Genomic DNA, 22,860 nt, shown 5'->3' with positions numbered 1-22,860 from the left:
CAGCGGACGGAGCCTCGAACGAGCCGGAGGAAAGGAATGAATCGGCAGAATGACGTCGCCTGAAGGTCTTTTGCTCGCGATGCTCATCCTCCCGTTTCTGGGGAGCTTGACCGCTGCCTTTCTCAAGCCGGCGGCGCGTACGCCGGCGTGGGCGCTGACCTGGGCGGCAACGCTCATCGCTTTGGGCATAGCGGCCTATCTCTATCCTGCAGTGGAAGGGCGCGCGGTCCTGAGGAACGAGATCGAATGGTTGCCGTCCCTCGGGCTCAACTTCCTCCTTCGCCTCGACGGCCTGTCGTGGATCTTCTCGATCCTGGTGCTCGGCATTGGCGCGCTCGTCACGCTTTACGCCCGCTACTACATGTCGCCGGAAGATCCGGTTCCGCGCTTCTTCGCCTATCTGATGGCGTTCATGGGATCGATGCTCGGCCTTGTCCTGTCGGGCAACCTCATTCAGTTGGCCTTTTTCTGGGAGCTGACCAGCCTCTTTTCCTTCCTGCTGATCGGCTATTGGCATCATAATCAGTCGGCGCGGGACGCCGCGCGCATGGCCCTCATCGCGACCGCTGCCGGGGGGCTCTGCCTACTGCTCGGCGTGCTGCTCATCGGCAAGATCGTGGGGAGTTATGATCTCGACCGGGTGCTTGCCTCGGGCGATCTCATCCAGTCGAGCGACCTATATCTGCCGGCCCTGATCCTGATCCTGCTCGGTGCGTTCACAAAAAGCGCGCAATTTCCTTTTCACTTCTGGCTGCCCCACGCCATGGCGGCGCCGACGCCCGTTTCGGCCTATCTTCACTCGGCGACGATGGTGAAGGCGGGGGTCTTCGTCCTCATCCGCCTGTGGCCGGTGCTTGCGGGCACGGACGCATGGTATTTCATCGTCTCGACGACGGGGCTCCTTACCCTGCTGATCGGGGCTTGGGCGGCGATCTTCCAACAGGATCTCAAGGGACTTCTCGCTTATTCGACGATCAGCCACCTCGGCCTCATCACCCTGCTGCTGGGCCTCGGAAGCCCGCTCGCCGCAGTGGCCGCGATCTTCCATGCGGTGAACCACGCCACCTTCAAGGCGTCCTTGTTCATGGCCGCGGGGATCATCGATCACGAAACCGGCACGCGCGACTTAAGGAGCCTAAGCGGTCTTTACCGGTTCATGCCGATCACCGCGACGCTGGCGATGGTCGCGGCGGCGGCGATGGCGGGCGTTCCGTTGCTCAACGGCTTCCTGTCGAAGGAAATGTTCCTCTCCGCATCGCTTGCGGAGCATAGCGGTACGATCATCGATCAGGCCCTGCCGGCCCTCGCAACCCTGGCGAGCGCCTTTGCGGTGCTCTATTCGCTGCGCTTTATCCACCAGACCTTCTTCGGACCCGCGCCGCAAGGGCTGCCGCGCATTCCTGGGGAGGCGCCCCATTGGATGCGCGTTCCAATCGAAATTCTGGTTGTCGCCTGCCTGCTCGTCGGCATCCTTCCGGCAATGACCATCGGCCCCTATCTGGCGACGGCGGTCCATTCGGTGCTTGGCGACGCCACACCGGCCTATAGCCTGGCCGTGTGGCATGGCTTCAACCCGCCTTTGTTCATGAGCATCGCGGCACTTGGGTTGGGCACCGGCGCTTACCTCTTGTTCCGAAAGACCCTGAACCGGCAGGACGGCGCGCCGCTGATCCGCAGACTGAAGGGGCGAAAGATTTTCGAGGCTTCGCTTGCCGCCATTGTCGACACGGCACGTGCGCTTGAACGGCTCCTCGGCACGCGCAGGCTGCAACCGCAGCTTCGTCTGCTCGTCGTCGTGGCGCTCCTTGCTGGGCTGCTGCCCTTTACCAGGCTCGGCTACGGGCTCGGCGATCATCAAGGAACCGTCGTCGATCCAGGTTTTGCCGTCGTCTGGATGATTGGCGGCGCCTGCGCGATCGGTGCGGCGTGGCTGGCCAAATATCATCGCCTGGCCGCCCTTATCCTGACGGGAGGCGCAGGGCTTGTCTGCTGCATCACCTTCCTGTGGCTTTCAGCGCCCGATCTCGCGCTCACCCAGCTTCTGGTAGAGACGGTTACGACGGTGCTTCTGCTGCTCGGCCTGCGCTGGCTTCCCATAAGGGCGGAGGAGGTCTGGCCGGGCGGGCGGGCAGCTTCGGTCACCCTGCGGCGCGCCATTGATCTTACAATCGCGGTTGCGGCAGGCCTTGGCATGACGCTCATCGCTTATGCGGTCATGACGCGACCATTGCCCGGCAGTGTATCGCGTTTCTTCGTCGAACGCGCTTATCCAGAAGGGGGCGGAACCAACGTCGTCAACGTCATCCTCGTCGATTTCCGGGCTTTCGACACGCTCGGCGAAGTGACCGTCCTCGCCATCGTGGCTCTCACCGTCTTCGCGTTGCTGAGGCGTTTTCGGCCAGCCCAGGAAAGTGTTGGCGCTCCGGCCCAGCAACGTGTGCAAAATGCGATCGACGAGGCGCGTGAAGGAAGGCAGGTCGGCGACACGCTCAAAGACTATCTTCTCATCCCGCGGGTGATCATGGAATGGCTGTTTCCCGTAATAATGGTGTTCGCCATCTATTTGTGGATACGCGGTCACGACATGCCGGGCGGCGGGTTCGCGGCGGGCATCACCCTGTCGATCGCGCTTATCGTCCTCTACATGGCGTCCGGTACGAGACGGGTTGAAGCCCGGTTGCGGGTGCAGCCGGCGCGATGGATCGGCTTTGGCCTGCTTCTCGCGCTGCTGACGGGAATGGGGGCCTGGCTGTTCGGGCATCCGTTCCTCACATCCTATTTCGGCTATCTCGATCTGCCTATCGTGGGGAAGGTGCCGGCAGCCAGCGCCCTGCTGTTCGATCTCGGCGTATTTCTCATCGTTGTCGGCGCTACCGCCCTCATCCTGATTGCTATCGCGCATCAGTCGATCCGCAGGCCGTCTGCTTCCATCCTTCGCCAGCAGGCGTTGGAACAGGGAGAAGGCTGATGGAGCTCGTCCTTGCCCTCGGCATCGGCATTCTCACCGGATCGGGCGTATGGTTGATCCTGCGGCCCCGCACGTTCCAGGTGATCATCGGCCTGTCGCTGCTATCCTATGCCGTCAATCTCTTCATCTATGCGATGGGGCGGCTGCGGGTCGATGCGCCCGCGATTGTCGAGCGCGGCGGGGCGGCCGATCCCGCGCAATATGCCGATCCGCTTCCCCAGGCACTGGTGCTGACGGCGATCGTCATTTCCTTTGCCATGACTGCCCTGCTCCTCGTCGTCCTCCTCGCCGCACGCGGCCTGACGGGGACCGACCATGTCGATGGGGATGAGGGCTGATGGCGGGGGTGGCCGATCATCTGATCGTCATGCCCGTGCTGCTACCCCTGGCGGCAAGCGCGGCGATGCTGCTGATGTCCGAACGCCGACGCGTGTTGAAGCGCGTCATTTCCCTGGCAACGGTCATGGCGTTGATCACGATCTCTGTCCTGCTCCTGCGCACCGCCGCTGCCTCTCACGATCCGCTCATCTATCTGCTGGGTGATTGGCCGGCGCCCTTCGGCATCACGCTGGTGCTCGATCGACTGTCGGCCGCCATGTTGCTCCTCACCAACATTCTTGGCTTCACGTCGCTTCTCTATGCGACGGCGCGCTGGGATAGGGCAGGGCCACGCTTTCACGCCTTGTTCCTGCTCCAGCTGATGGGTTTGAACGGCGCGTTCCTGACCGGCGACCTGTTCAATCTCTTCGTCTTCTTCGAAGTGTTGCTGGCGGCATCCTACGGACTGCTGCTGCACGGCGCGGGACGGAAGCGAGTGACCGCAGGCCTGCACTATGTGTCGATCAACATCGCCACATCCTTGCTGTTCCTGATCGGCGCCAGCCTGACCTACGGCGTCACAGGCACGCTCAACGTCGCGGATCTCGCCGCGCGGATACCGGCGGTTGCGGCCGAAGACCTGATGCTTCTGCAAGCCGGCATCGGAATCCTGGGCGTCGCTTTCTTCATCAAGGCGGGCATGTGGCCGCTGGGCTTCTGGCTGCCGGGCACCTATTCCGCCGCCGTCCCGCCGGTCGCCGCGCTGTTCGCCATTCTCAGCAAGGTCGGCATCTATGCGATGCTCAGGGTCTTGCTGCTGCTGCCCCAGGACCCGAGCGGGTCGGCGACCCATGTCGTTGACGAATGGCTGCAGATCGGCGGGCTCGCGACGATCGCGTTCGGAACGATCGGCGTCCTGTCGTCGAAATCGCTGTCCCGCCTTGCTGGCTATTCGCTCATCATTTCGTCGGGCACCTTGCTCGCGTCGATCGGTGCGGGAGAAGCGGTGCTGAGCGGCGCTTTATTCTATCTCGTCAGCTCGACCTTGGGGGTGAGCGCTTTCTACCTCCTGATCGAGCTTGTGGGGCGGGCGGAGACGGACATGGATACGTCCCCTCCGGCCGACGCGGTGTTCGACGATGAGTATGTCGGCGTTCGGGAGGAGGATCAGGAAAACGAGGTTGGCGTGGTCATCCCGGCGACGCTCGCGATCCTGGGCGGCGGTTTCATGTTCTGCGCCCTGCTGCTGGCAGGATTGCCACCCTTGTCGGGCTTCATCGCCAAGTTCGCCATCATCAACGGCCTGCTCGATACAGGCATAAGCCCATGGACCTGGACGCTCGCCGCGCTCATCCTGCTGTCGGGGCTCGCGACCATCATTGCGACCAGCCGTGCGGGCGTCGATCTCATCTGGACGCCGGACCGGCCGAGCCGGGATTTGCGTCTTGTCGAAGCCGTGCCGGTCGGGATGCTCCTTGCACTCTGCTTGGGGCTCATGATCTTCGCGGGGCCGATCATGCGTTACATGGAGCAAACCGCCGACGCGCTCGACGTCACCGCCAGACAGCCCCCCGCGATCCTCTCGGATCCGGAGGAAGGGACGACGCCGTGAAGCGATTCATTCCCCATCCGCTGCTTGCCTTCAGCCTGCTGCTGATGTGGCTGCTCCTCAACCAATCGGTTTCTCCCGGTCAGATCGTGCTTGGCGGAGCCGTCGCTCTTCTCGCGTCGGGGGCCATGACGGCGCTCAAGCCGGAAAAGGTGCAACTGCGGTCGGTGCGGCCGATCCCGCGCCTCCTGGCATCGGTTATCGTCGACATCGTTCGTTCGAACATCGCGGTCGCCAGGATCGTGCTCTTTCCGGCTCAAAAGGATCGGGTGTCGGGTTTCGTCCGGATGCCGATTGACTTGCGCAATCAATATGGCGTGGCGGTGCTCGCCTGCATCATAACGGCGACGCCGGGCACGATGTGGGTCCAGTTCGACCGTAAGAGCAATTCGCTGTTGGTGCATGTGCTCGATCTCATCGACGAACAGGAATGGATCGCGCTCATCAAGCGGCGCTACGAAGCCCTGCTCATGGAGATTTTCGAGTGACGCCGACGCTCTTTCTCGCCTGGTCCATCACGGCCGCGCAGGTGATGCTGGGCGGGGCGATGGGCTGCGCGGCCTACCGGCTCCTCTTCGGCCCGCGCGCGCAGGATCGGGTGCTGGGCCTCGACACATTCTATGTGAATGCGATGCTGATGCTCCTGACCTTCGGGGTACAAACCGGCCGCACCCTTTATTTCGAAGCCTCGCTCGCCATTGCCCTGCTCGGCTTCGCGGGCACCGTCGCGCTTTCCAAATTCCTCATGCGTGGGGAGGTGATCGAATGATCCAGGCGCCCGACCTGCCCGCCTGGGCGGCCTTCATCGTTGCGTTCCTGATCGTGACAGGCGCGGCCATCACCCTGATCGGCTCGTTCGGCCTGCTCCGCCTGGGGAGCTTCTACGAACGCGTTCATTCCCCGACCCTGGGGACGACGCTCGGCACCGCATTCATCGTGCTGGGATCGATGACCTGCTTCTCGGTCCTGCAATCCCGGCCGCTGGTACACGAGCTGCTGATCCTCGCCTTTGTGACGATCACAACGCCCGTCACTCTTATGCTCCTCGCCCGCGCCGCGCTTTACCGCGACCGGACTGAGGGCAGGGAGGATGTCCCGCTGATCGACGAGAATGACGAGCAGGCTCTTGCAGAAATCTAGATCGGTCCTCAACCCATGACGGCATTGCTGAGCATGGCTACGGCGGGGATGCCCGCGATCAGGATCGTTGCGAAAAGGATGACTTCAAAACGTTCTCTCAAGGCCATGACAGGTCTCCATCGATATTCTTGCAGCCCGCCCGATGCGGGAGCGACTGTCTATCCTTCTACCCGCATCGGAGCCGCAGGTGGCTCCGAAGACCTTGACGAAAACCGCAGATCCTGCGGAGGTGATGTAGAGATGACAGCAGAATATCGTCTGGACCGGATCGATCGCCGGATACTGAAGGCTCTCCAGACCGACGGTCGAGTCACGAACCAAGCCCTAGCCGATCGCGTCGCCCTGTCGCCGAGCGCCTGCCTCGCACGCGTGCGTCACCTAGAGCAGATCGGGGTGATCCAAGGCTATCACGCACGGCTCGACCCCTATCGGCTGGACATCGGACTCATTCTCTTGGTGGAAGTGACGCTGGCGGGGCACCAACGGGACGAGAAAGCGGGCTTCGAAGCCGCACTGGACGGCTTGCCGCAAGTCGTAGAGGCATCGCATGTTAGCGGGGACATCGACTATCTGCTCAAGATCGTCGTGAAGGACATGCCGGAATGGACAGAGCTTCGGGACAGGCTCGTGGGGGATTTGGGCGTCGACCGCGTGACCACCCACATCCTGATGGACAAGCCCAAGATATTCATCGGCTATCCGGTGCCGGATGATGGTCCCTGACACAAGCCCCAGATGGCCAAGGCAAGAGAGCGCGCTGCTTAGTTCAGTGTTGGCAGCGCGGCCTCCGCTTTCTTCTCCCGGCGCCTGCGGCCGAAATCGGCGACGCGGCTGATAAGGGTGCGGGCGCGAGGAAAGGTTTTGGCTTCCAGGGCGTCGAACCCCGGGTCTGACGAGAAGAATTTGAACCCGCCGGGAACCTTCACGGCGACCCCAACCACTCTTCTACTGCTTTCAACAACGAACCTGTCGCAAAACATGATGCATCTCCTAACGACTGACATCATTGAAAGACACTGCCGGAAGCGATCTTCCGCGGCCGGCCTCATTCTCAATGACGATGGAAAGATCGGGGAAGAGATTCCCACAGCCCCGGATCGGCGGCGCTGCCGCCTTCGGACCCAGGGCTTACAGTCGCTCGGTGCTGCTGCCTGGATGCAGTTCGGGATGTGGAACGAAGGTGATCATGGTCCTTCCAATATGGGCATCAAAGCCACAGGAACAAGCTATTCGGAAGCCAGGGGCATCGGTACTCCCGTTCGGCTGAACCATAGGAGTGCCATGTCTGAAACTATCTGTTAGGCCGGCATGATGAGTGCCTATCTCAACGCCGCCAACTCCTTCAAAGCGGACATCGCTATCGATCTTGGTACAGCCAACACCATCGTGATCAAGCGGGGTGCCGGCGTCGTGTTCGAAGAGCCGACAATATGCTGCTTCGCTGCGGGCGGGCGGAAGCGTCCGTTGGTGGCTGCCGGGACCGCCGCCAGTCAGATGGCCGGCCGTTTGACGGACAATCTGCGGATCGCGCGGCCGCTTCGGGGCGGCGTTCTCAGCGATATCGAGGCGGGCAGGGAAATGCTTCGCTATGCGGTGCGCGCGAACCGCGGTTGGCCTGGTTCGCGCCTCAGCGCGCTCATCGGAGTGCCCGCCGACGCGACGCAGGCCGAGCGAAGTGCGTTGAAGACGGTCGCTCACGATGCGGGCATCCGGAAAGTAGAGCTTCTGCCAGAGCCGCTGCTAGCGGCCATCGGCGTGGGGCTCGATATCACGCAGCCGCGCGGGCGGATGCTGGTCGATTGCGGAGCAGGCACGACGGAGGTGGCGGTCATCTCCCTTGCCAGCATCTGCCTTTCAAAGTCGGTGCGGATCGGTGGAGACACGCTGGAAGAGGGGATCGCCGATCACCTGCATTTGCGTCACCGCTTTCACATTGGGCCGCACGCCGCGGAAGGCCTCAAGCGCGAAGCGATAAGGCTGCTGGAGGAAGGCGGAGAGGCAGGGAGGGTGACCGTCCGGGGTCAGAATCTCGCCACGGGCCTCCCCGAGACGCTCGAACTGCCCTGTTCCGAACTTCTGGTTGTTTTCGAGCGGCATTTGAAGGAGATCGTCAGCACGATCACGGCTGCCCTTGCGGAAACGCCACCCGAACTGAGCCAGGACATCTTCGAGGACGGCATCGTCGTGACGGGAGGCGCTTCGATGGTGAACCTCCTTAAAAAACTGATCACCAAAGCTACAGGGCTGGAGGTCCGCTCGCCCGATCAGCCGCTGAATAGCGTTGCCGCGGGTCTCGAGAAGCTTCTTGAAGAGGCTTGGGGCCGGTCCTGAGGATAGGGTGACGGTCATGCAGCAAGTTCGAAACTCCCGGACTGCGCCGCGCGCCATGCGGCGCTGTAAAAGTCCCGGTTATGCGCGTCGGTCAGCAGTTCGCCTTCTTCCAGGAAGATGTGAAGCTGGGAGAACATGCGGATTTCCGTGAGGCTGACTCGCCTGACCAGATGATGCGGACCGATCCGGCTTGGATGCTCAAGCCCCGCTGCCGCGATCATATCCGACAGCGCCGCCAGGGTGTTGCGGTGGAAGTTGTGAACGCGTTCGGCCTTTTCCGGCACGACCAGCGCGCGCTGGCGCATCGGATCCTGCGTCGCGACGCCGACCGGGCACCGATTTGTGTGGCAGGTGAGCGATTGGATGCAGCCAAGCGCGAACATGAAACCGCGTCCGGCATTCGTCCAATCGGCGCCGAGCGCCATGACGGCCGCGATGTCGAAGCCGCTGATGATCTTCCCAGCGGCGCCGACCTTGATCTTGCCGCGGATGCCGGTGCCGACCAGCGTGTTGTGCACGAAGAGCAGGCTTTCCCGCATCGGCATGCCGAGATGATCGGAAAATTCCAGTGGGGAGGCGCCTGTGCCGCCCTCGGCACCGTCCACGACGATGAAGTCCGGGTAGATGCCGGTTTCCCGCATCGCCTTCACCATGCCCATGAATTCCCACGGCTGGCCTATGCACAATTTGAAGCCGACCGGCTTGCCCTTCGAGAGGCGGCGCAACTGCGCGATGAAATGCATCATCTCCAGCGGGGTTGAAAAGGCGCGGTGGCGGGCAGGGGAGAGGCAATCCTCGCCCATCGGCACCCCTCTCGTGGCGGAAATTTCGGCGCTCACCTTTTCGGCTGGCAAGATGCCGCCATGGCCGGGCTTTGCCCCCTGGCTGAGCTTGAGCTCGATCATCTTCACCTGTGGATCGGCCGCCTGTTCGGCGAAGCGGATGGGATCGAAGTTGCCGTCCGCGGTGCGGCACCCGAAATAGCCGCTGCCAATCTCCCAGATCAGGTCGCCGCCATGCTCGCGGTGATAGGGGCTGATGCTGCCTTCTCCGGTATCGTGGGCGAAACCGCCCATCTTCGCGCCTTTGTTCAAAGCGAGGATGGCCTTCGCGCTCAACGAACCGAAGCTCATGGCGGAGATGTTGAAGATCGATGCGGAATAAGGCTGGGTGCAATCGTCCCCGCCGATCGGGACACGGAACGTGGCAGGATCGGCAGGAGGAGCGGGCCGTGTCGAATGGGCGATGAACTCATAGCCATTCTCGTAAACGTCGACGAGCGTCCCGAAAGCGCGGTCGCTGCTCTCGTTCTTGGCGCGTGCGTAGACCAATGATCGCTGGCTTCGGGAAAAGGGCGTTTCTTCCCGATCTCCCTCGATCAGATATTGCCGGATTTCCGGGCGAATCTCCTCGAAAAGCCAGCGAAGCCGCCCGATGATCGGATAGTTGCGGCGCACCGAGTGGAGCGGCTGGGCCGAGTCGTAAATGCCAACAAGAGTGAGGCCCGCGCCGGTCAGGAACAGCGGAATGGCCCAGACGGCCGGAAGGTAATAGCCGGAAACAATCGCTGTAACCAAACTGATGCCAAGGACAGTAAATCGGGAGAAAAACACGGGCGCTCTCTTCCTGCTTTTGATGACGCAACGCCTATGCGGACAGGATGTCCCATCCGCTCATTCAGGCGAGGGCTAGGCTGGCCTGGTGACATCCAGGATTGTGAGGATGCGCGGCCTGCCATCGGGGCAGGGCCAATCGATCGACTGGCCAGCTTTCAGGCCGATCAACCCGACGCCCACCGGCGTTACGATCGAGACTTGGCCTTTCTCGATATCGGCTTCCCCGGGCACCACCAGCCGGACTTGCCGGACGGCGCCGCTGCTATCGTCGGAATAGGAGACGACCGATCCCAGCGTCACCACATCGGGCGGGAGTTTTTCCGCCGGATAGACCTTGGCCCTGTCGATCTCCGAGAACAGCATCTTCGCCTGTTCGGGAAAGCGGGTCTCCAGCCTGATCGCATGATTGGCGATCAGCTCGTAATCTGTTTCGGAAATCTGGATTGCCGGTTTTGTGGCGCCGGGACGCGCGAAAGCTTTTTGCATTACCATCACCATGCTGTGCGTTGGGCGTGATGACGCTCTGAAAAAGACCAGCGGGCTTCGCTGATCGTGAACATCATCCTGTGAGTGAGCCGACCCCAGACCCGACGCGCTTTCGCTACTATGGCCTGGGGCTAATTGCCTGCGAGAAGCTGGCCCGAATGCGCGCGAAAACGCCGGAAGGATGGTATGCGATGCATGATGCCAAGGTGGGCCGCACGAACCCGAGTGTCAACCGGCGCTCAGTTTGCGAGGTGGCACATCGCGCCGCTCCTACGCCGCCGGGTAGGTAATCAACTCCCCGGCAACCTTGGCGGCCGGGTTGAGCTTCGCCGGCTCGATCCGGCCGCGGCCCATGAGGTGGAGAACCGTCCATCCCTCAGCCAGCAGGTAATCGGAAATGAGGCGCCGATGGCAGCGCCACCAGACGGCTTCGGAGCACATGATGGCGCACGGCATCTGCTCCGCCAATTCTTTGAGTTCCTTGAGGCCCGCTCGAAACTCTCCGGACAGGGCGTAATCGGCATAATTGTGGAAGCTCTGATTGTCCCAAAAGCCGTTAATGTCCGGCGCGACCTGCTTCTGGCGGCCACGCCGCCCTCCGAGCGCCTCGATAATCGTGTGCCGGACCTGCCAGCGCGACAGCGTTTCGGGCAAGGTATCGAGATTATATTGCGGATTGGTTCGCGATCTCGGGATTGTCCGGACATCGACCACGCATCGAACATTTCCGCCGCGCAGAATATCGACGAATTCCTCGATGGATCGGGTGGAATGGCCGATCGTATAGATCGGATGGTCAGTTGCGAATCCGCTCATCCTTCTCTTCCCAGAATGTCCTGCACGCGCTTGCGTAGTTCGAGAAGCAAATCGGCTTCGAACCACGGATTCCGGAGGCATGGACCTTGGTGCCGGGCGCCTGGCTTGCGATGAGTTGCCTGGCAGACGGCGATATCTGGATCACCGGCCGCGGCTCCCCCGGCAGGATGCCCTCGCATAGCCGGCAAGCTCGTACCGACGCGACCAGCTCCTCAAATGCGGTCATGGCCGGATGAGGTCGATCACAGAAATCATTTCAGGCGGACCACGCTGACCGGGTCGCTCGCCGGAAACGTCTCGCGAAGCCCTTCGTCCAACAATTCATTCTGGCGTTCCGCGCGTGCCGAGTCTTTCGGGCTGGGAAGCTTCTCATCTCGCCTCAAGCGCCGTTCGGGCATATCGGGTTCGGGGCCTGCGACCATCCTGAGACACTCCTGCGGCTGCCCGCTATCGGCAGCCGGATACTGCTCAAACGGGCGGCGCTGCGTAGGTGTCCCTGGAGAAGGAGATATTGGCGGTCACACTTACCGGGAATGTGAGCAATCCTCCGGCCGCGACGCGAAGGACGGCTATAGCTCTGCGGAAACCGGAGACCGATCGCGATAGAATTGGATGCCGAGCGACAGACTCTCGGCAATACGGGCGGCCTTGTCCTGTAGCGCCGCAGCGGCAAGCGGCGGCAAGAGGTCCGTTGTCGTCTCGCGCCAGAGGGTCAGCCAGCGTTCAAAGCTTTCCGGCGTGATCCGATCCGCGTGACGGACGTGCGCGGGCATGGGGCGGCCCTTGTAACGGCCCGTGCCGAGCATGACGGAGGACCAGAAAGCCTGAAGCTTCACGAGATGTTCGGGCCAATCGTCGATGGCATCGTTGAACACAGGGCCGAGCAAACCGTCTTGGCGGACGCGGGTGTAAAAAGCGGACACCACGGCTTCGATCTGTTGTTCGGAAAGGGCAGGGGCATTCATGTCAGGCGGCCTCATTGTCGTTGACGATGCTACGCAACGCGCGGGTGAGCGCCTCGCCGAGAAGCGGCTTTTCGATCAGCAGGGCGCCTGCGTCGCTGGCCGCCTGCCGGACGCGGCGGGTTGGATTCGTCGCCAGGAGAATGGCCCGTCCTTCGCAACCCGCGGTGCGGAGGTCGGCGAGGAAAGACAGTCCACCGTTCGAGCCGAAGCGCTGGTCGATCACCATACATGCCGCTTCGCGCGGATCGCTTCCCCTCGCTGATCCGTCCGCGACTCGAAAGCCCTCCAACTCGAGCGAGAATTGGAGGGAGGCGAGCAGTGCGGGATCGCCATCGTATAGGAGGACGGGGCGGGCGGCGTACATTCTTCTTCTCCGGAAAAAAGGAACCGGCGGCCACTTGCCGCCGGTTCGGCCTTCGTCAGGCGGCCTGCTTCCAAGTCGGCTCGAGAGCCGCATGCGGGGGGCAGGGTGCCACGGTGCCGACGGGGAGTCCCGCAAGCTCGTTGGCATAGCCGTGGTTTACGTCGCGGTGATGGGCTTCGTCCGCCCGGACCACCAGCACGACGTCGCGAAGCGTCGCAGTGTCGGCAAGGCCCCAGTAGCGCTTGGCGATTTCGGGCGCAGCCACATTTTCCGAGCGGCCCTCGTCGATCTCGGCAAGGTAGTGGGTATAGCTGATCACCGCTTCTTCCTCGAAATAGCCGACCACCCGGTGCGCCGTCTTCGAGCTGATCAGATAGAGCGCGAAGAAGAAGAGATAGAATACCCATTGTACGCCGATGATCACGGCGCGCTCGAAGAATGTGGGCTTCGAAATTTCGATGAACGTCATGAGGTGCATGCGCTCATTTTCGGCTTCGTCCATCAGCGTCTTGATCCAGCCCTTGTCGTCGCACATGCGACGTAGGCAGGCGAGGTGGTTGATCGTGGCGCCGACCATGCCCGGCACCGCCGCCACCGTTTCGAGTACCACCGCGCGGTGGCCATAACGTTCGGCGAAGAAAGTATCGGCCGACCAGCGCAGCGCTTTCGTGAAACCGTAGGCCACGCGGTCCGACAGACCCTTGGGCTGGTGGTGGACGCCAAGATCGATCAATGGTGCAGTCATGGAACTTCTCCGGTATCTGGGCGATCACTTGAGCGCCGCCGTTGACCGGGTTTTTAGGGAAAGCAGGGGAGCCGCATAATTTGGATCTTCTCCCTACCGTGAGCCCCTTAAGGGAAATACCGGAGGTGACAACGGCCCAATCCTCTCCGCTATGGCCGCCGCAGTGACCTCGACGAATCGCTCCCGCGCCCGGCGCATCTCACTTCCCAAGCTCTCGTTGCCGATGGCCTTGCTGCTCGTCGTCATTGCGATCGGCGCGGGCGTCGCCATTCGGCTGCTCTTCGCCGATTATCTGGGGCAGCGTGCGACCTTCATCTTCTTCGTGCCGGCCGTCGTGGTCGCAGGCGCCTTCTCGGGTCTCCGCGCGGGCCTCTTCGCCAGCCTCGCCGGCGCCGCCGTCGGCCTGTGGTGCGATCGGATGGTCGGTCCAATAGCACCCGGCAGCCTGATCGCCGCAGTCGCCTTCATCCTCATCGGCATTGCCGTCGCGCTTGGCGGGGAATGGTTCCAAAATGCGCGGGAGGAAGCCGAGCGAGTCAATGCGGATCTGGCCCGGCGTGAAGCGCATCTCCGCTCGATCCTCGACACGGTGCCCGACGCCATGGTCCTCATCGACCAGGCGGGATGTATTCAGGACTTCAGCCCCGCCGCCGAACGCTTGTTCGGCTGGACAGCCGAAGAGGTGAACGGCCGCAACGTCAATATGCTGATGCCCTCACCTTACCGGGAAGCGCATGATGGCTATCTCGAGCGCTATTACCGCACCGGCGAACGGCGCATCATTGGTACCGGCCGCGTCGTCGTTGGCGAGCGGCGCGATGGATCGACTTTTCCGATGGAATTGTCGGTCGGCGAGATGCGGATGGAGGGGGCGCCATATTTTACTGGCTTCGTCCGCGACCTCACCGAACGCCAGCAGACCGAGACCAGGCTGCAGGAGTTGCAGACCGAACTCCTCCACGTTTCCCGACTGACGGCGCTCGGCGAAATGGCCTCGGCCCTCGCGCACGAACTCAATCAGCCCCTGTCGGCGATTGCCAACTACCTGAAGGGCAGCCGCATGCTGCTCGCCCGCGACGAAGTGCCGCACGACCGCGTGGCCGAAGCCGTATCGCGCGCGGGCGACGAGGCGTTACGGGCCGGGGATATCATCCGCCGCCTGCGCGATTTCGTTGCGCGCGGCGAGACGGAACGGAGCGTCGAAAGCCTGCCGAAGCTCATCGAGGAAGCGAGCGCGCTCGCCCTGGTCGGCGCCAAGGAACATGGCATCCGCGTCCAATATGCCTTCGATCCGGACGTCGATCTCGTCCTTGTCGATCGGGTGCAGATCCAGCAGGTGGTCGTCAATCTCGTCCGTAACGCCGTCGACTCGATGTCGGCTTCTTCCGCCTCCCACCGCATCCTCGACATCCGCGTGACGCCGGCCGACGACATGGCGGTGGTCACGGTTTTAGATACTGGTCCTGGGATCAGCCCTGAGATCGCCGATCACCTGTTCCAGCCCTTCATCACGACCAAGCCGACAGGTATGGGGGTCGGCCTGTCCATCTCTCGCACCATCGTGGAAGCGCATGGCGGGCGCATCTGGGCGGCGCAAAACGAGCAGGGCGGTGCGTTGTTCGGTTTTACCTTGCAGCGCGTGGGAACGGAGGAGGTGTTCGATGGTGGCTGAACCAATCGTCTACGTCATCGACGACGATGAAGGCGTGCGTCATTCGCTGGAGTTTCTGATCGATTGTGCGGGGCTGAACGTGCGGTCCTTCGCGTCGGCCGATGGCTTTCTCGACGCCAGTCCGCCGCTTGGCGACGCCTGCGTCGTCACCGACGTCCGCATGCCGGGCATGAATGGGGTGGAACTGGTCGGCGAGTTGAAGAAGCGCGGCGCAAGCGTGCCGGTGATCGTCATGACCGGCCACGCCGATGTTCCGCTCGCCATCCAGGCAATGAAGGCTGGCGTCGCCGATTTCATCGAAAAGCCGTTCGACGACACCGCAATGCTCTCCGCTATTCGCGCCGCGCTCGCACAGCAGGCCGGCAAACAGGCCGCCCAGGCGGAGCGGGATCAGATTGCCGAGCGCATATCGCAGCTTTCTCCGCGTGAGCGGGAAGTGATGGACGGCCTCGTCGCCGGCGCCGCGAACAAGGTCATCGCCTACGATCTCGGAATCAGTGCCCGCACGGTCGAGGTCTATCGCGCCAATGTCATGATGAAGATGCAGGCTAAGAGCCTGTCTGAATTGGTACGGAAGGCCACACTCGCGCGTTTAAGCTGACTTGGACGCGATCAATGGTCCGGCTGTATTCGGCCTGACCGGGCGGCGGCTCACACGTCGAACGACGCGAGAATGGGACAGGGGCCCTTACCTCCCGCTCCACATTCTGTTGCCAGCCTCTGGAGCGCATCGCGGGCTCGGTTGAACTCCGCAATCTTCGCATCCAGGGCTTGAATGCGGCGTCGCGCAAGCTCGCGCGCGCGGCTTCGATCTTCGCCTGCATCCAGCTCCAGAAGCTCCCGGATTTCCTCCAGCGTGAAACCAGCGGCCTGCGCCTGCCTGATGAACCGCAACCGGCGGAGGTCCTCGGAACCGTAGCGCCTAATCCCGCTTTCACGCGTTGGCGTATCGAGAAGGCCTTTGCGCTGGTAGAAGCGGATCGTTTCGACGCCCACGTTCCCGCCAGCGGCAAGTTGCCCGATTGTCAGTGATTCAGGGCCTTGACTCTGTACCATGGTACGGAACCTATATGAGGTCCGACGAGATCACAAGGAGACGTGAAATGTCGGACATGAACACCCATCCGGCAGGCGCCAAGAAAGCGGTCATCTACCGCATGGTGATGCCGAACCACACTTGCCCCTATGGTTTGAAAGCCATGCACTTGTTGAAGCGGGCTGGGTATGAGGTCGAGGATCATCACCTCACCACGCGGGAAGAAACCGACGCCTTCAAGGCGCAGCATGATGTGGCGACCACGCCTCAGGTCTTTATCGACGGTCAGCGCATCGGCGGTCACGACGATCTGCGCCGCTTCCTCGGCAAGCGTGTCGCGGATCCAAACGCGACGAGCTACCGGCCCGTCATCGCTTTGTTCTCGATGACCGCGTTGACAGCGCTTGCGGCGAGCTACGCCGTCACCGGCACCGTCTTCACCTTGTTGGCAGCTGAGTGGTTCATCGGCTTCTCGATGATCGTGCTGGCGCTGCTGAAGCTGCAGAATGTCGAGAGCTTCGCAACGATGTTCCTGAACTACGATCTGCTCGCGAAAAGGTGGGTGCCGTACAGCTACATCTACCCGTTCGCGGAGGGGGTGACCGGCGTGCTGATGGTGGCCGGCGCGCTCACCTGGCTGTCGGTCCCGGTCGCCCTCTTCATCGGAACGGTCGGCGCTGTTTCCGTCTTCAAGGCTGTCTACATCGACAAGCGCGACCTGAAATGCGCGTGTGTCGGCGGTGCGAGCAACGTACCGCTCGGTTTCATCTCGCTCACTGAGAACCTCATGATGATCGCCATGGCCGTGTGGATGACACTGGCCGCCCTTGGCCTCGCAACGGGAGGGATCCACGCCGTGAACCCACCTACGCATAGCGTCGAAGCCTCTCCGTCAGGAGAGGTTAGTCCCTCGACGGCCGCCTACCAAGCAGCGCATCACCAGATGATGGCAGCGATGAACGTGCCGCAGACTGGCGATGCCGATGTCGATTTCATGCGCGGGATGATCCCGCACCATGAGGGTGCCGTCGCAATGGCGCGCGTTGCGCTCGCGCATGGGCGTGACCCGGAAGTCCGCGCGCTCGCCGAGGATGTCGTCAAGGCTCAGCAGCAAGAGATCGCCCAGATGAATGCCTGGCTCTCCCGCCGCGGTCACGCCGCCGACTAACTCCGCACGCCCTCGCTTCCAAAGGGAATTTTTGCCACTCGTCGGCGAGTTGCGGCGCGGTTGGTTAAAGCCTGTGCCTCAATCGTATCTGGCGATCTCAAGGATTTCGATCGCCTCGGCCTTGCCGGCGAAATCAACATGCTCTCCGACGCCCGCCCCCATCATCGCGCGCGCCAACGGCGCGGAGAAAGCAATGCGTCCTGTCGACGGGTCAGCTTCATCATCGCCCACGATCGCGATTTCGCGGACATGATCGTTGTGGCGGAAGCGAACCCTTGAACCAAAACCTATTTCGTCCTGGGATGCCTGGGGTGCGAGTTGCGCGGTGGCAAGGCGGGTTCGCCAATAACGCATATCGCGTTTCGCCTCCTCCAGCTTCGCTTCATCCTGTTCTTCGGCGGCGACCTGCGCTTCAAGTTCGAGTACCCGCGCTTCGATCTGCTTCAGGCCGCGAGGCGTAACGAGATTGGGACCCACAGGGATCGGGATTTCGAACCGAGGCTCCTTATGCTCCTCATCACTGTCACGGCGAAATGCTACACTCACCTTCTGACTCCTCGGCGACTCTGTAATTGGACGACGTATGGCAGTGCCATGCTTTCCCTGTGGCAAGTCATCTTGGTAGACCCATCCGATCATAGAGCTAAGCTACATCAATCGGATGTCAGCAATAGGCGGAAGCGGGCCTAAGGCCGCGAATGGGGACGATGGTCCGTTCTTCCGATGCGGCTGCCAAACCGGACATTCCGCGTACGGCCAGATCCTACCGTCGCTGTGGTCGTCAAGGAGGGGGCGCCGGCTGGCAGATGCAACCTGTGGATGTCGCGATCGGATCTTTTAAGATAGGCTACCGTCACGGATCGGGGCGATCCTTCTCGGTGTAACCACCGACCACGTAGATAAAGCTCTGAACGTCAATATAGTCTTCGGCACCTAGGTGGCGGGTCGCTTCCAGCGTTCGGTCGGCGAGATCCATCAGCGAGTGGTAGACTTGCCCGTCGATGTTGGGTTTATATACGTGCTGGAATTCATGGCCAATCCGCTGCGCAAAATCCTGCGTGACGGTTGGCTTGCAGAACATGTTCTGTGCCGGCCGCCATAGATATCCAAGGTAGGTTGCCTTCGGCCAGCTCTGATTGCCATACTTTCTCAACGACGCCTCCATAGCTTGAGCGCCAGCGGAGTATTCTCCCGACGCAAACCTCGCAGCGCCGCGCAGGAATGCCGGGCCCTCGGGCTTCTCAAGGACGGTCTTCATGTGCATCGTTTCGTAGGGGGACAGAATGTTAAGCCACACACGCGCCCTGCGCACCGCAGCCGCATCTTTTTCTGTGGCTTCGAGCGCCTGCTCGAGCGGCAACACGGAGTTGAGCTCCCGGCTGGCGGCGAGTTTGTAATCGCGCTCTTCCGAGACGCTGCGTTCGCCTCTCAAGCCGCCAGGCATGAATTCGAGGAAACGGCCGATAGCTCCCTCTATGCCGATGTAATTGGGCTCAAGCTTGCCAGCTTCATTGCGCAGTCTGGCGAGGAGTCGGTGTTCATTCTCATCGTGGAGTATCTCACCGCGCTTACCGGCGATGATCACGGCCCCTTCAAATCCTCCGTCCGTCGCCGGCTGCCAGCGCAGAGAAGCCTTTCCATAGGATTGGGACTTCGTAGCCATAGCGATTCCCTTGTCTGATCTGGAACGATCCTGAGCAGGTGCCCGCAAGATGCAAGAGCTAGAAAGTGCGTTGGGCCAGACAGCTGCTCCTAATTTGTCGAGGCACCATTCTCCGCGCATCTGAGCGATGCGGAGGGGTAACCTGATCTGGGGTAGCTGGCTGGCTTCCCAACTAGCTGAGACGCTTCAATTCCTCTGGTGCCGGTCCCTTAGGCAGCGACCATTCAGAGCCGGTCTTCTCCGCGAGTTTGATGACGTGCTTCAACGTTACGAGGTTGATGGACGCGAAGGACAGCCGGGAGAGCTGCGACAGCTCACTATCAACCGATTTGAGAATGGCGCGACCATCGTCAGCCATCGCCTGGAGCTGCTCGCGCCATTCGGCGGGCAAGTATTGGATCGCCTCCCCAGGGATGACGTAGTACTCGTCGGGATCGTCCTCTGTTTCAGTCACTTCGTCCGTCATAACCGCACCCTAAAGCTGCTCTCACATGCGCCTACAAACAAGGCCCTCGTCTCACCACGTCAGTGCAACGCGAAGCTTCTACCCGACAGCCGAAACCCGCACGTTGAACGCCTGCGTGAAAGCCGCAATCGAGATGATCGCTTCGATCCAGTTGTCGCGTCCGCTCGGATAGACTTCGGTGAAATCGCCGCCGAGGATGGCGCGCCGCGATGCCTCCCAAACGTCGCGCGCCTCACGATCATCGCCCATCGCGCTCTCGATGAACTCGGCGGTGAGGTTTATATGCTTGGTAAATGGCAGAGCCTCATTACCCTCCATGCTAGCAAGAATGTTGCCGAGCGACGGGCTTTCAATGTTTTCAGGCTCGGAGTGGGCGATGCCGTAGGAGCCCGGCCCAGTATAGGTGAAACGGTCATGTCCGTTCAGCATTTCCACGCTCGAAATGTTGCTGTTACGCACGACGGTGCCGGCCTCGGCGTGACGGAACAGCTCGCTGTTGCGGCGAAATGCCGCCGCCGCATAGACGACAGCTGCGCGGCCATTGGCGGCTTTAGCGATCTTTTCGAGCAACCCCTGCTGCTTCGCTTCGATAGTATAGCGGAAGTAAGGCGCAGTCCAACTCGCCCATTCAGTCGCATTGCTCCGATGCATCCATTCGGGCCGCTTATATTGGGCGAACAGGTTGAGCCGAAACGGTGGGAGATGATTGTTCAGTTCCGCGCCGAAATCATCAATTTCTGAGGCCGAAATGCCAGTCAGGTGCCGCCAACGCCGAAAGCGCACATAAGGGAACACCATCCGCCAAGAAGGTAGCAACAATAAGAACGACCCATCAAAACCGAGCTCTCCTTCGTCGGTCTGATCCGGCGAATAGAGGATATTTGTCAGGCGGGCGACCTCGGCGAGAAAGTACGTCTCGTAGGTCTTTTCCTTGAATTCAGCCCACATTCTTGATCCCCCATTGCCAGCAGCAAACCAGCAAAGTGGCTTATGGCATGAAGGGATTTTCCGCATAGTGCTAAAAGGTCGCGCGTCTGACTTGCATCAACGAAAGTGCGTGGCGTTATTTCTTAGTCTGGCTTCACCCGCTGCGGCGACGCACCAGGGTTTGTGGCGCGACCGGCTGGTGCTGGCCGGGAGCGAAACCAGCGCATCCGATCCGGGGTATCTGGCTGGAGCGGTGACCGCCGCCAGCCGCGCAGTGGACGAGACGTTAGCGAGACTTAAAGACACCAGCTCATCTCAATAGATGGCGAGAAAATCGCCAAGCCTCAAGCTGGTGGTCGGCATACCAGGACCATAGCCGGCCACTTCGATGATGTGGCTCCGTGGCGTCGCTCAGCGCTCGTTTTTCGCCTCTGCCGACGCCGGAGTGGGGGAAGCTAGTTCTGCTCGGCAAGCGACACTGAAATAGTCCGCCCGACTACTGCGAGCGTTAACGCAGCGGCGCTGCCAATCCAGAAGGCATCCAGGCCAAGCCTTGAGGTGGCAATCGCGCCCGCTACAGCCCCACCGACGAAGCCGCTCCATAGGAGCAGCGGCGGGAACCAGGCGCCGCCGCCTCCGGTCAACCGGTCTGCGAGTGCCTGCCCGACCTTAACGACGCTGCCGGTCATGTACGTCAGGCCAACACGAACCCGCCCTTGATGCTCTAAGGTCGCGTTCATTGCGCCCATCGCAACTGCAGTAAGCGCGAAGCAGGCAGGCAAGTAGTTGAATCTTGCGATGCCAGCGGCCGCGGACAACAGGGTTGCTACGGCGATAAGAACAGCTGGCGCCCGATTCCCTCCGCTCGATCTTCCTAGTAGCGAGCCGCCGGTCACTCCTATGACAAAAGCGACGAGTAGACCTGCGGCAGCTAGTGCATCCGCCGTCGATCCGAAGATCCCGACGCCTAGACGCGTCGAGTTTCCGCTCATGAAGGATACAAAGAAGCCCTTCGACTGCACGAAACCGACTGCATCGACATAACCTGCGAGGCCGGACAGAGCAGCCGCATAAAGCCTTTCTCGTGCGCCATACCGCTCCATGGACCCGTGTTACGGCGGCAGCCCTAATGTCCGCAATGGGTCGTGACCGCATATAGGTCGGCCATGTCCGGCACTACGTCATTTCCACGCATCACGACCTAGCTCACGAACGACCGCAAAGTGCCCCAGCCGAGCGGAATGTTCTGGCCGAGAGCAGACGAACTGTTTCTGGGCGGCGCGTGAGGAAAGCGGACGATCGTCGCGCTCCAGGGTTTGTGTCCGGTTACGACCCGTTGCAGGCATTAGCCTCTACGGAGAGTTCGGCAATGCCGATGTACCTGGTGCAGGCGCAACTCGGCTCATCAAGCCGACTAGCCCGCCCATCGAATGGCCAACGATCGCGGGGCTGTCGAGACGCTGGTCTTGAATGAGCCGACGCATATCATCCACGATGCCGCCGAGGATGCCGGAGCGCAGATTGGAACGGGGATCATCGCCCCCGAACCCATTCACTTGGACGAGATAGACGCGGTGGGTCCGGGCGAGGTCCGGTGCGACGCCGTGCCAGGCATCGCGTGGGCTGGAGAGGCCGGGGATGAAGATGACCGGCGGCCCTTCACTCCCGAGCATTTCGACCGAGATGTGATCCATCTGACGGAAAGCGGTTCCCGCTTCGGTTGTGGGCTGCGCGGAAAGGGTGGAAAACGGAGCGGCGGCGATGAGAATGGCGGCGCTGGCGAGCAGCATCCGGCTGGCGGACGATAGGGACATGGGATCAGCTTTCCTTTGAAGGACTGGTGAAGACCTCTTCGATCGCGAGGTCGAACAGCTCTGCGATCTTGAAGGCGAGAGGGAGGGATGGATCGTAACGGCCGGTCTCAATCGCGATCACGCTCTGGCGGGAGACTTCTAGCCGCTCGGCAAGATCGACCTGGCTCCAGCCGCGTTCGGCTCGCAGTGACTTGAGCCGGTTCTTCACTGCTGCCTCGCGGCCAAGGCCACGTTGACGCATGAGCCGACGCCGAGACCTGCGAACCAGATCACTGCGATCCAGTATGCCTCGATATGCGGGGCAAGGTCGAAGGCTTCGAGGAAGCCCCAAGCGGTGGCGATGCTGAGCGCAAAGCCGCTCGCGACGAGCGCCTGCCGGACCCTGAGCAATCGCAGATACTCATCGCTCTCCCGGACGAGGTAGAGTCCGATCGCCGCGAACATACCGATGATCGGGAGTGCCGGGAGAATGGCCAATGCATACGCCAGAGGACCGGTGAGGCCCGCTCGCTTTATGACGACCAGAGCCGAGATCAACAGAACCACGTAGGCGATGCTGAGAAGAACGACAGCGCGATTATAGCGCTTGATTGCGAAACCTTGTGCCAAGTGATCCTCCATCAATGTGAAGGTACCTTTACATGGCTAAAACATGGGGCGTCAAGGTGCCTTTACACATGGGAAGACAGACTGCACTGGTAGGGGCCCGTCTGCGCGGCGCCGGAATAACAGTTAGCAGCAGGTCGTCATGATGAT

29 protein-coding genes and 1 pseudogene are annotated in these 22,860 nt (G+C 61.6%); 12 read left to right on the top strand and 18 right to left on the bottom strand.

Going from position 1 to position 22,860, the window contains the following annotated elements:
- Positions 1-49 precede the first annotated feature (49 nt).
- From C7I56_RS11070 to C7I56_RS11040, 7 genes are all read left to right on the top strand, one after another.
- Positions 50-2,968, top strand: a complete 2,919-nt coding sequence (locus C7I56_RS11070; RefSeq protein ID WP_106640641.1) for a monovalent cation/H+ antiporter subunit A — start codon at positions 50-52, stop codon at positions 2,966-2,968.
- Positions 2,968-3,306, top strand: coding sequence for a Na+/H+ antiporter subunit C (locus C7I56_RS11065; protein ID WP_106640640.1), 339 nt, complete (start codon positions 2,968-2,970; stop codon positions 3,304-3,306). Before C7I56_RS11070 ends, C7I56_RS11065 begins: the two co-directional genes overlap by 1 nt.
- Positions 3,306-4,898, top strand: coding sequence for a monovalent cation/H+ antiporter subunit D (locus tag C7I56_RS11060; RefSeq protein ID WP_106640639.1), 1,593 nt, complete (start codon positions 3,306-3,308; stop codon positions 4,896-4,898). The genes C7I56_RS11065 and C7I56_RS11060 overlap by 1 nt, the downstream gene beginning before the upstream one ends.
- Positions 4,895-5,383: a Na+/H+ antiporter subunit E gene (locus C7I56_RS11055; protein ID WP_106640638.1), complete on the top strand. Its 489-nt coding sequence runs from the start codon at positions 4,895-4,897 to the stop codon at positions 5,381-5,383. Before C7I56_RS11060 ends, C7I56_RS11055 begins: the two co-directional genes overlap by 4 nt.
- Entirely contained in the window at positions 5,380-5,664 is a 285-nt protein-coding gene (locus tag C7I56_RS11050; RefSeq protein WP_245409688.1) for a K+/H+ antiporter subunit F, read from the top strand. Before C7I56_RS11055 ends, C7I56_RS11050 begins: the two co-directional genes overlap by 4 nt.
- On the top strand, positions 5,661-6,035 hold the full coding sequence (mnhG, locus tag C7I56_RS11045; protein ID WP_199792386.1) for a monovalent cation/H(+) antiporter subunit G: 375 nt from the start codon (positions 5,661-5,663) through the stop codon (positions 6,033-6,035). Before C7I56_RS11050 ends, mnhG begins: the two co-directional genes overlap by 4 nt.
- 240 nt (positions 6,036-6,275) lie before the next feature.
- Positions 6,276-6,758 (top strand): Lrp/AsnC family transcriptional regulator, encoded by a 483-nt coding sequence (locus C7I56_RS11040; RefSeq protein WP_106640636.1) that lies wholly within the window; start codon positions 6,276-6,278, stop codon positions 6,756-6,758.
- A 38-nt stretch (positions 6,759-6,796) separates the two neighbouring features.
- Here C7I56_RS11040 and C7I56_RS11035 read toward each other — a convergent pair whose 3' ends face one another.
- Entirely contained in the window at positions 6,797-7,015 is a 219-nt protein-coding gene (locus C7I56_RS11035; protein WP_158703104.1) for a hypothetical protein, read from the bottom strand.
- A 328-nt stretch (positions 7,016-7,343) separates the two neighbouring features.
- Between C7I56_RS11035 and mreB the strand changes: the two genes are divergently transcribed.
- Positions 7,344-8,366: a rod shape-determining protein gene (gene mreB / locus C7I56_RS11025; RefSeq protein WP_106640633.1), complete on the top strand. Its 1,023-nt coding sequence runs from the start codon at positions 7,344-7,346 to the stop codon at positions 8,364-8,366.
- 14 nt (positions 8,367-8,380) lie between these two features.
- On the opposite strand, the gene C7I56_RS11020 is transcribed toward mreB, so the two are convergent.
- The 8 genes from C7I56_RS11020 to C7I56_RS10990 all read right to left on the bottom strand — a co-directional run bounded on the left by C7I56_RS11020 (position 8,381) and on the right by C7I56_RS10990 (position 13,358).
- A complete protein-coding gene (locus C7I56_RS11020; RefSeq protein WP_106640632.1) occupies positions 8,381-9,979 on the bottom strand; it encodes an FMN-binding glutamate synthase family protein in 1,599 nt (532 codons plus the stop codon).
- Positions 9,980-10,054: 75 nt separating this feature from the next.
- Complete coding sequence (rnk, locus tag C7I56_RS11015; RefSeq protein WP_106640726.1) at positions 10,055-10,468, bottom strand: nucleoside diphosphate kinase regulator; 414 nt, start codon at positions 10,466-10,468, stop codon at positions 10,055-10,057.
- A gap of 270 nt (positions 10,469-10,738) precedes the next feature.
- On the bottom strand, positions 10,739-11,284 hold the full coding sequence (locus C7I56_RS11010) for a DUF488 domain-containing protein (protein ID WP_106640631.1): 546 nt from the start codon (positions 11,282-11,284) through the stop codon (positions 10,739-10,741).
- On the bottom strand, positions 11,265-11,510 hold the full coding sequence (locus C7I56_RS11005; RefSeq protein WP_106640630.1) for a hypothetical protein: 246 nt from the start codon (positions 11,508-11,510) through the stop codon (positions 11,265-11,267). Before C7I56_RS11005 ends, C7I56_RS11010 begins: the two co-directional genes overlap by 20 nt.
- 25 nt (positions 11,511-11,535) lie before the next feature.
- A complete protein-coding gene (locus C7I56_RS12400; protein WP_158703103.1) occupies positions 11,536-11,706 on the bottom strand; it encodes a hypothetical protein in 171 nt (56 codons plus the stop codon).
- Positions 11,707-11,853: 147 nt separating this feature from the next.
- Positions 11,854-12,249 (bottom strand): group III truncated hemoglobin, encoded by a 396-nt coding sequence (locus C7I56_RS11000; RefSeq protein WP_106640629.1) that lies wholly within the window; start codon positions 12,247-12,249, stop codon positions 11,854-11,856.
- 1 nt (position 12,250) lies between these two features.
- On the bottom strand, positions 12,251-12,613 hold the full coding sequence (locus C7I56_RS10995; protein ID WP_106640628.1) for a DNA-binding transcriptional response regulator: 363 nt from the start codon (positions 12,611-12,613) through the stop codon (positions 12,251-12,253).
- A 55-nt stretch (positions 12,614-12,668) separates the two neighbouring features.
- Positions 12,669-13,358, bottom strand: coding sequence for an alternative oxidase (locus C7I56_RS10990; protein ID WP_106640627.1), 690 nt, complete (start codon positions 13,356-13,358; stop codon positions 12,669-12,671).
- Between the two features lie 163 nt (positions 13,359-13,521).
- Here C7I56_RS10990 and C7I56_RS10985 point away from each other — a divergent pair, with 163 nt between their 5' ends.
- Together C7I56_RS10985 and fixJ are read left to right on the top strand one after the other, a co-directional pair.
- Positions 13,522-15,030, top strand: coding sequence for a PAS domain S-box protein (locus C7I56_RS10985; protein ID WP_425352393.1), 1,509 nt, complete (start codon positions 13,522-13,524; stop codon positions 15,028-15,030).
- Complete coding sequence (gene fixJ, locus C7I56_RS10980; protein ID WP_106640625.1) at positions 15,020-15,631, top strand: response regulator FixJ; 612 nt, start codon at positions 15,020-15,022, stop codon at positions 15,629-15,631. Before C7I56_RS10985 ends, fixJ begins: the two co-directional genes overlap by 11 nt.
- 50 nt (positions 15,632-15,681) lie before the next feature.
- On the opposite strand, the gene C7I56_RS10975 is transcribed toward fixJ, so the two are convergent.
- A complete protein-coding gene (locus C7I56_RS10975) occupies positions 15,682-16,086 on the bottom strand; it encodes a MerR family transcriptional regulator (RefSeq protein WP_106640624.1) in 405 nt (134 codons plus the stop codon).
- A gap of 56 nt (positions 16,087-16,142) precedes the next feature.
- Between C7I56_RS10975 and C7I56_RS12490 the strand changes: the two are divergent.
- Positions 16,143-16,889, top strand: a pseudogene (locus tag C7I56_RS12490) (MauE/DoxX family redox-associated membrane protein); the annotation flags it as partial.
- A complete protein-coding gene (copM, locus tag C7I56_RS12770) occupies positions 16,866-17,234 on the top strand; it encodes a CopM family metallochaperone (RefSeq protein WP_425352394.1) in 369 nt (122 codons plus the stop codon). The pseudogene C7I56_RS12490 and the gene copM, both read left to right, overlap by 24 nt.
- A 78-nt stretch (positions 17,235-17,312) precedes the next feature.
- Here copM and C7I56_RS10965 read toward each other — a convergent pair whose 3' ends face one another.
- The 8 genes from C7I56_RS10965 to C7I56_RS10925 form a co-directional block, all read right to left on the bottom strand.
- Entirely contained in the window at positions 17,313-17,780 is a 468-nt protein-coding gene (locus C7I56_RS10965) for a GreA/GreB family elongation factor (RefSeq protein WP_106640622.1), read from the bottom strand.
- A gap of 307 nt (positions 17,781-18,087) precedes the next feature.
- Positions 18,088-18,897, bottom strand: a complete 810-nt coding sequence (locus C7I56_RS10960) for a hypothetical protein (protein WP_106640621.1) — start codon at positions 18,895-18,897, stop codon at positions 18,088-18,090.
- Positions 18,898-19,069: 172 nt separating this feature from the next.
- The gene (locus C7I56_RS10955) at positions 19,070-19,363 is read right to left on the bottom strand and encodes a hypothetical protein (protein ID WP_106640620.1); all 294 of its coding nucleotides are present in this window, start codon (positions 19,361-19,363) and stop codon (positions 19,070-19,072) included.
- Between the two features lie 78 nt (positions 19,364-19,441).
- Positions 19,442-20,311: a hypothetical protein gene (locus C7I56_RS10950; protein ID WP_106640619.1), complete on the bottom strand. Its 870-nt coding sequence runs from the start codon at positions 20,309-20,311 to the stop codon at positions 19,442-19,444.
- Between the two features lie 434 nt (positions 20,312-20,745).
- Entirely contained in the window at positions 20,746-21,393 is a 648-nt protein-coding gene (locus tag C7I56_RS10940) for a YoaK family protein (RefSeq protein ID WP_106640618.1), read from the bottom strand.
- Positions 21,394-21,642: 249 nt separating this feature from the next.
- A complete protein-coding gene (locus C7I56_RS10935) occupies positions 21,643-22,104 on the bottom strand; it encodes an alpha/beta fold hydrolase (protein ID WP_245409686.1) in 462 nt (153 codons plus the stop codon).
- A gap of 4 nt (positions 22,105-22,108) precedes the next feature.
- A complete protein-coding gene (locus C7I56_RS10930; protein WP_106640617.1) occupies positions 22,109-22,312 on the bottom strand; it encodes a helix-turn-helix transcriptional regulator in 204 nt (67 codons plus the stop codon).
- Positions 22,309-22,713 (bottom strand): hypothetical protein, encoded by a 405-nt coding sequence (locus tag C7I56_RS10925; RefSeq protein WP_245409685.1) that lies wholly within the window; start codon positions 22,711-22,713, stop codon positions 22,309-22,311. Before C7I56_RS10925 ends, C7I56_RS10930 begins: the two co-directional genes overlap by 4 nt.
- Positions 22,714-22,860 lie beyond the last annotated feature (147 nt).

Source organism: Allosphingosinicella vermicomposti, from assembly GCF_003012815.1.
Lineage (GTDB): Bacteria > Pseudomonadota > Alphaproteobacteria > Sphingomonadales > Sphingomonadaceae > Allosphingosinicella > Allosphingosinicella vermicomposti.
Note: the sequence above shows the minus strand (reverse complement) of the source record. Positions and strands in the feature narration are given on the sequence as shown.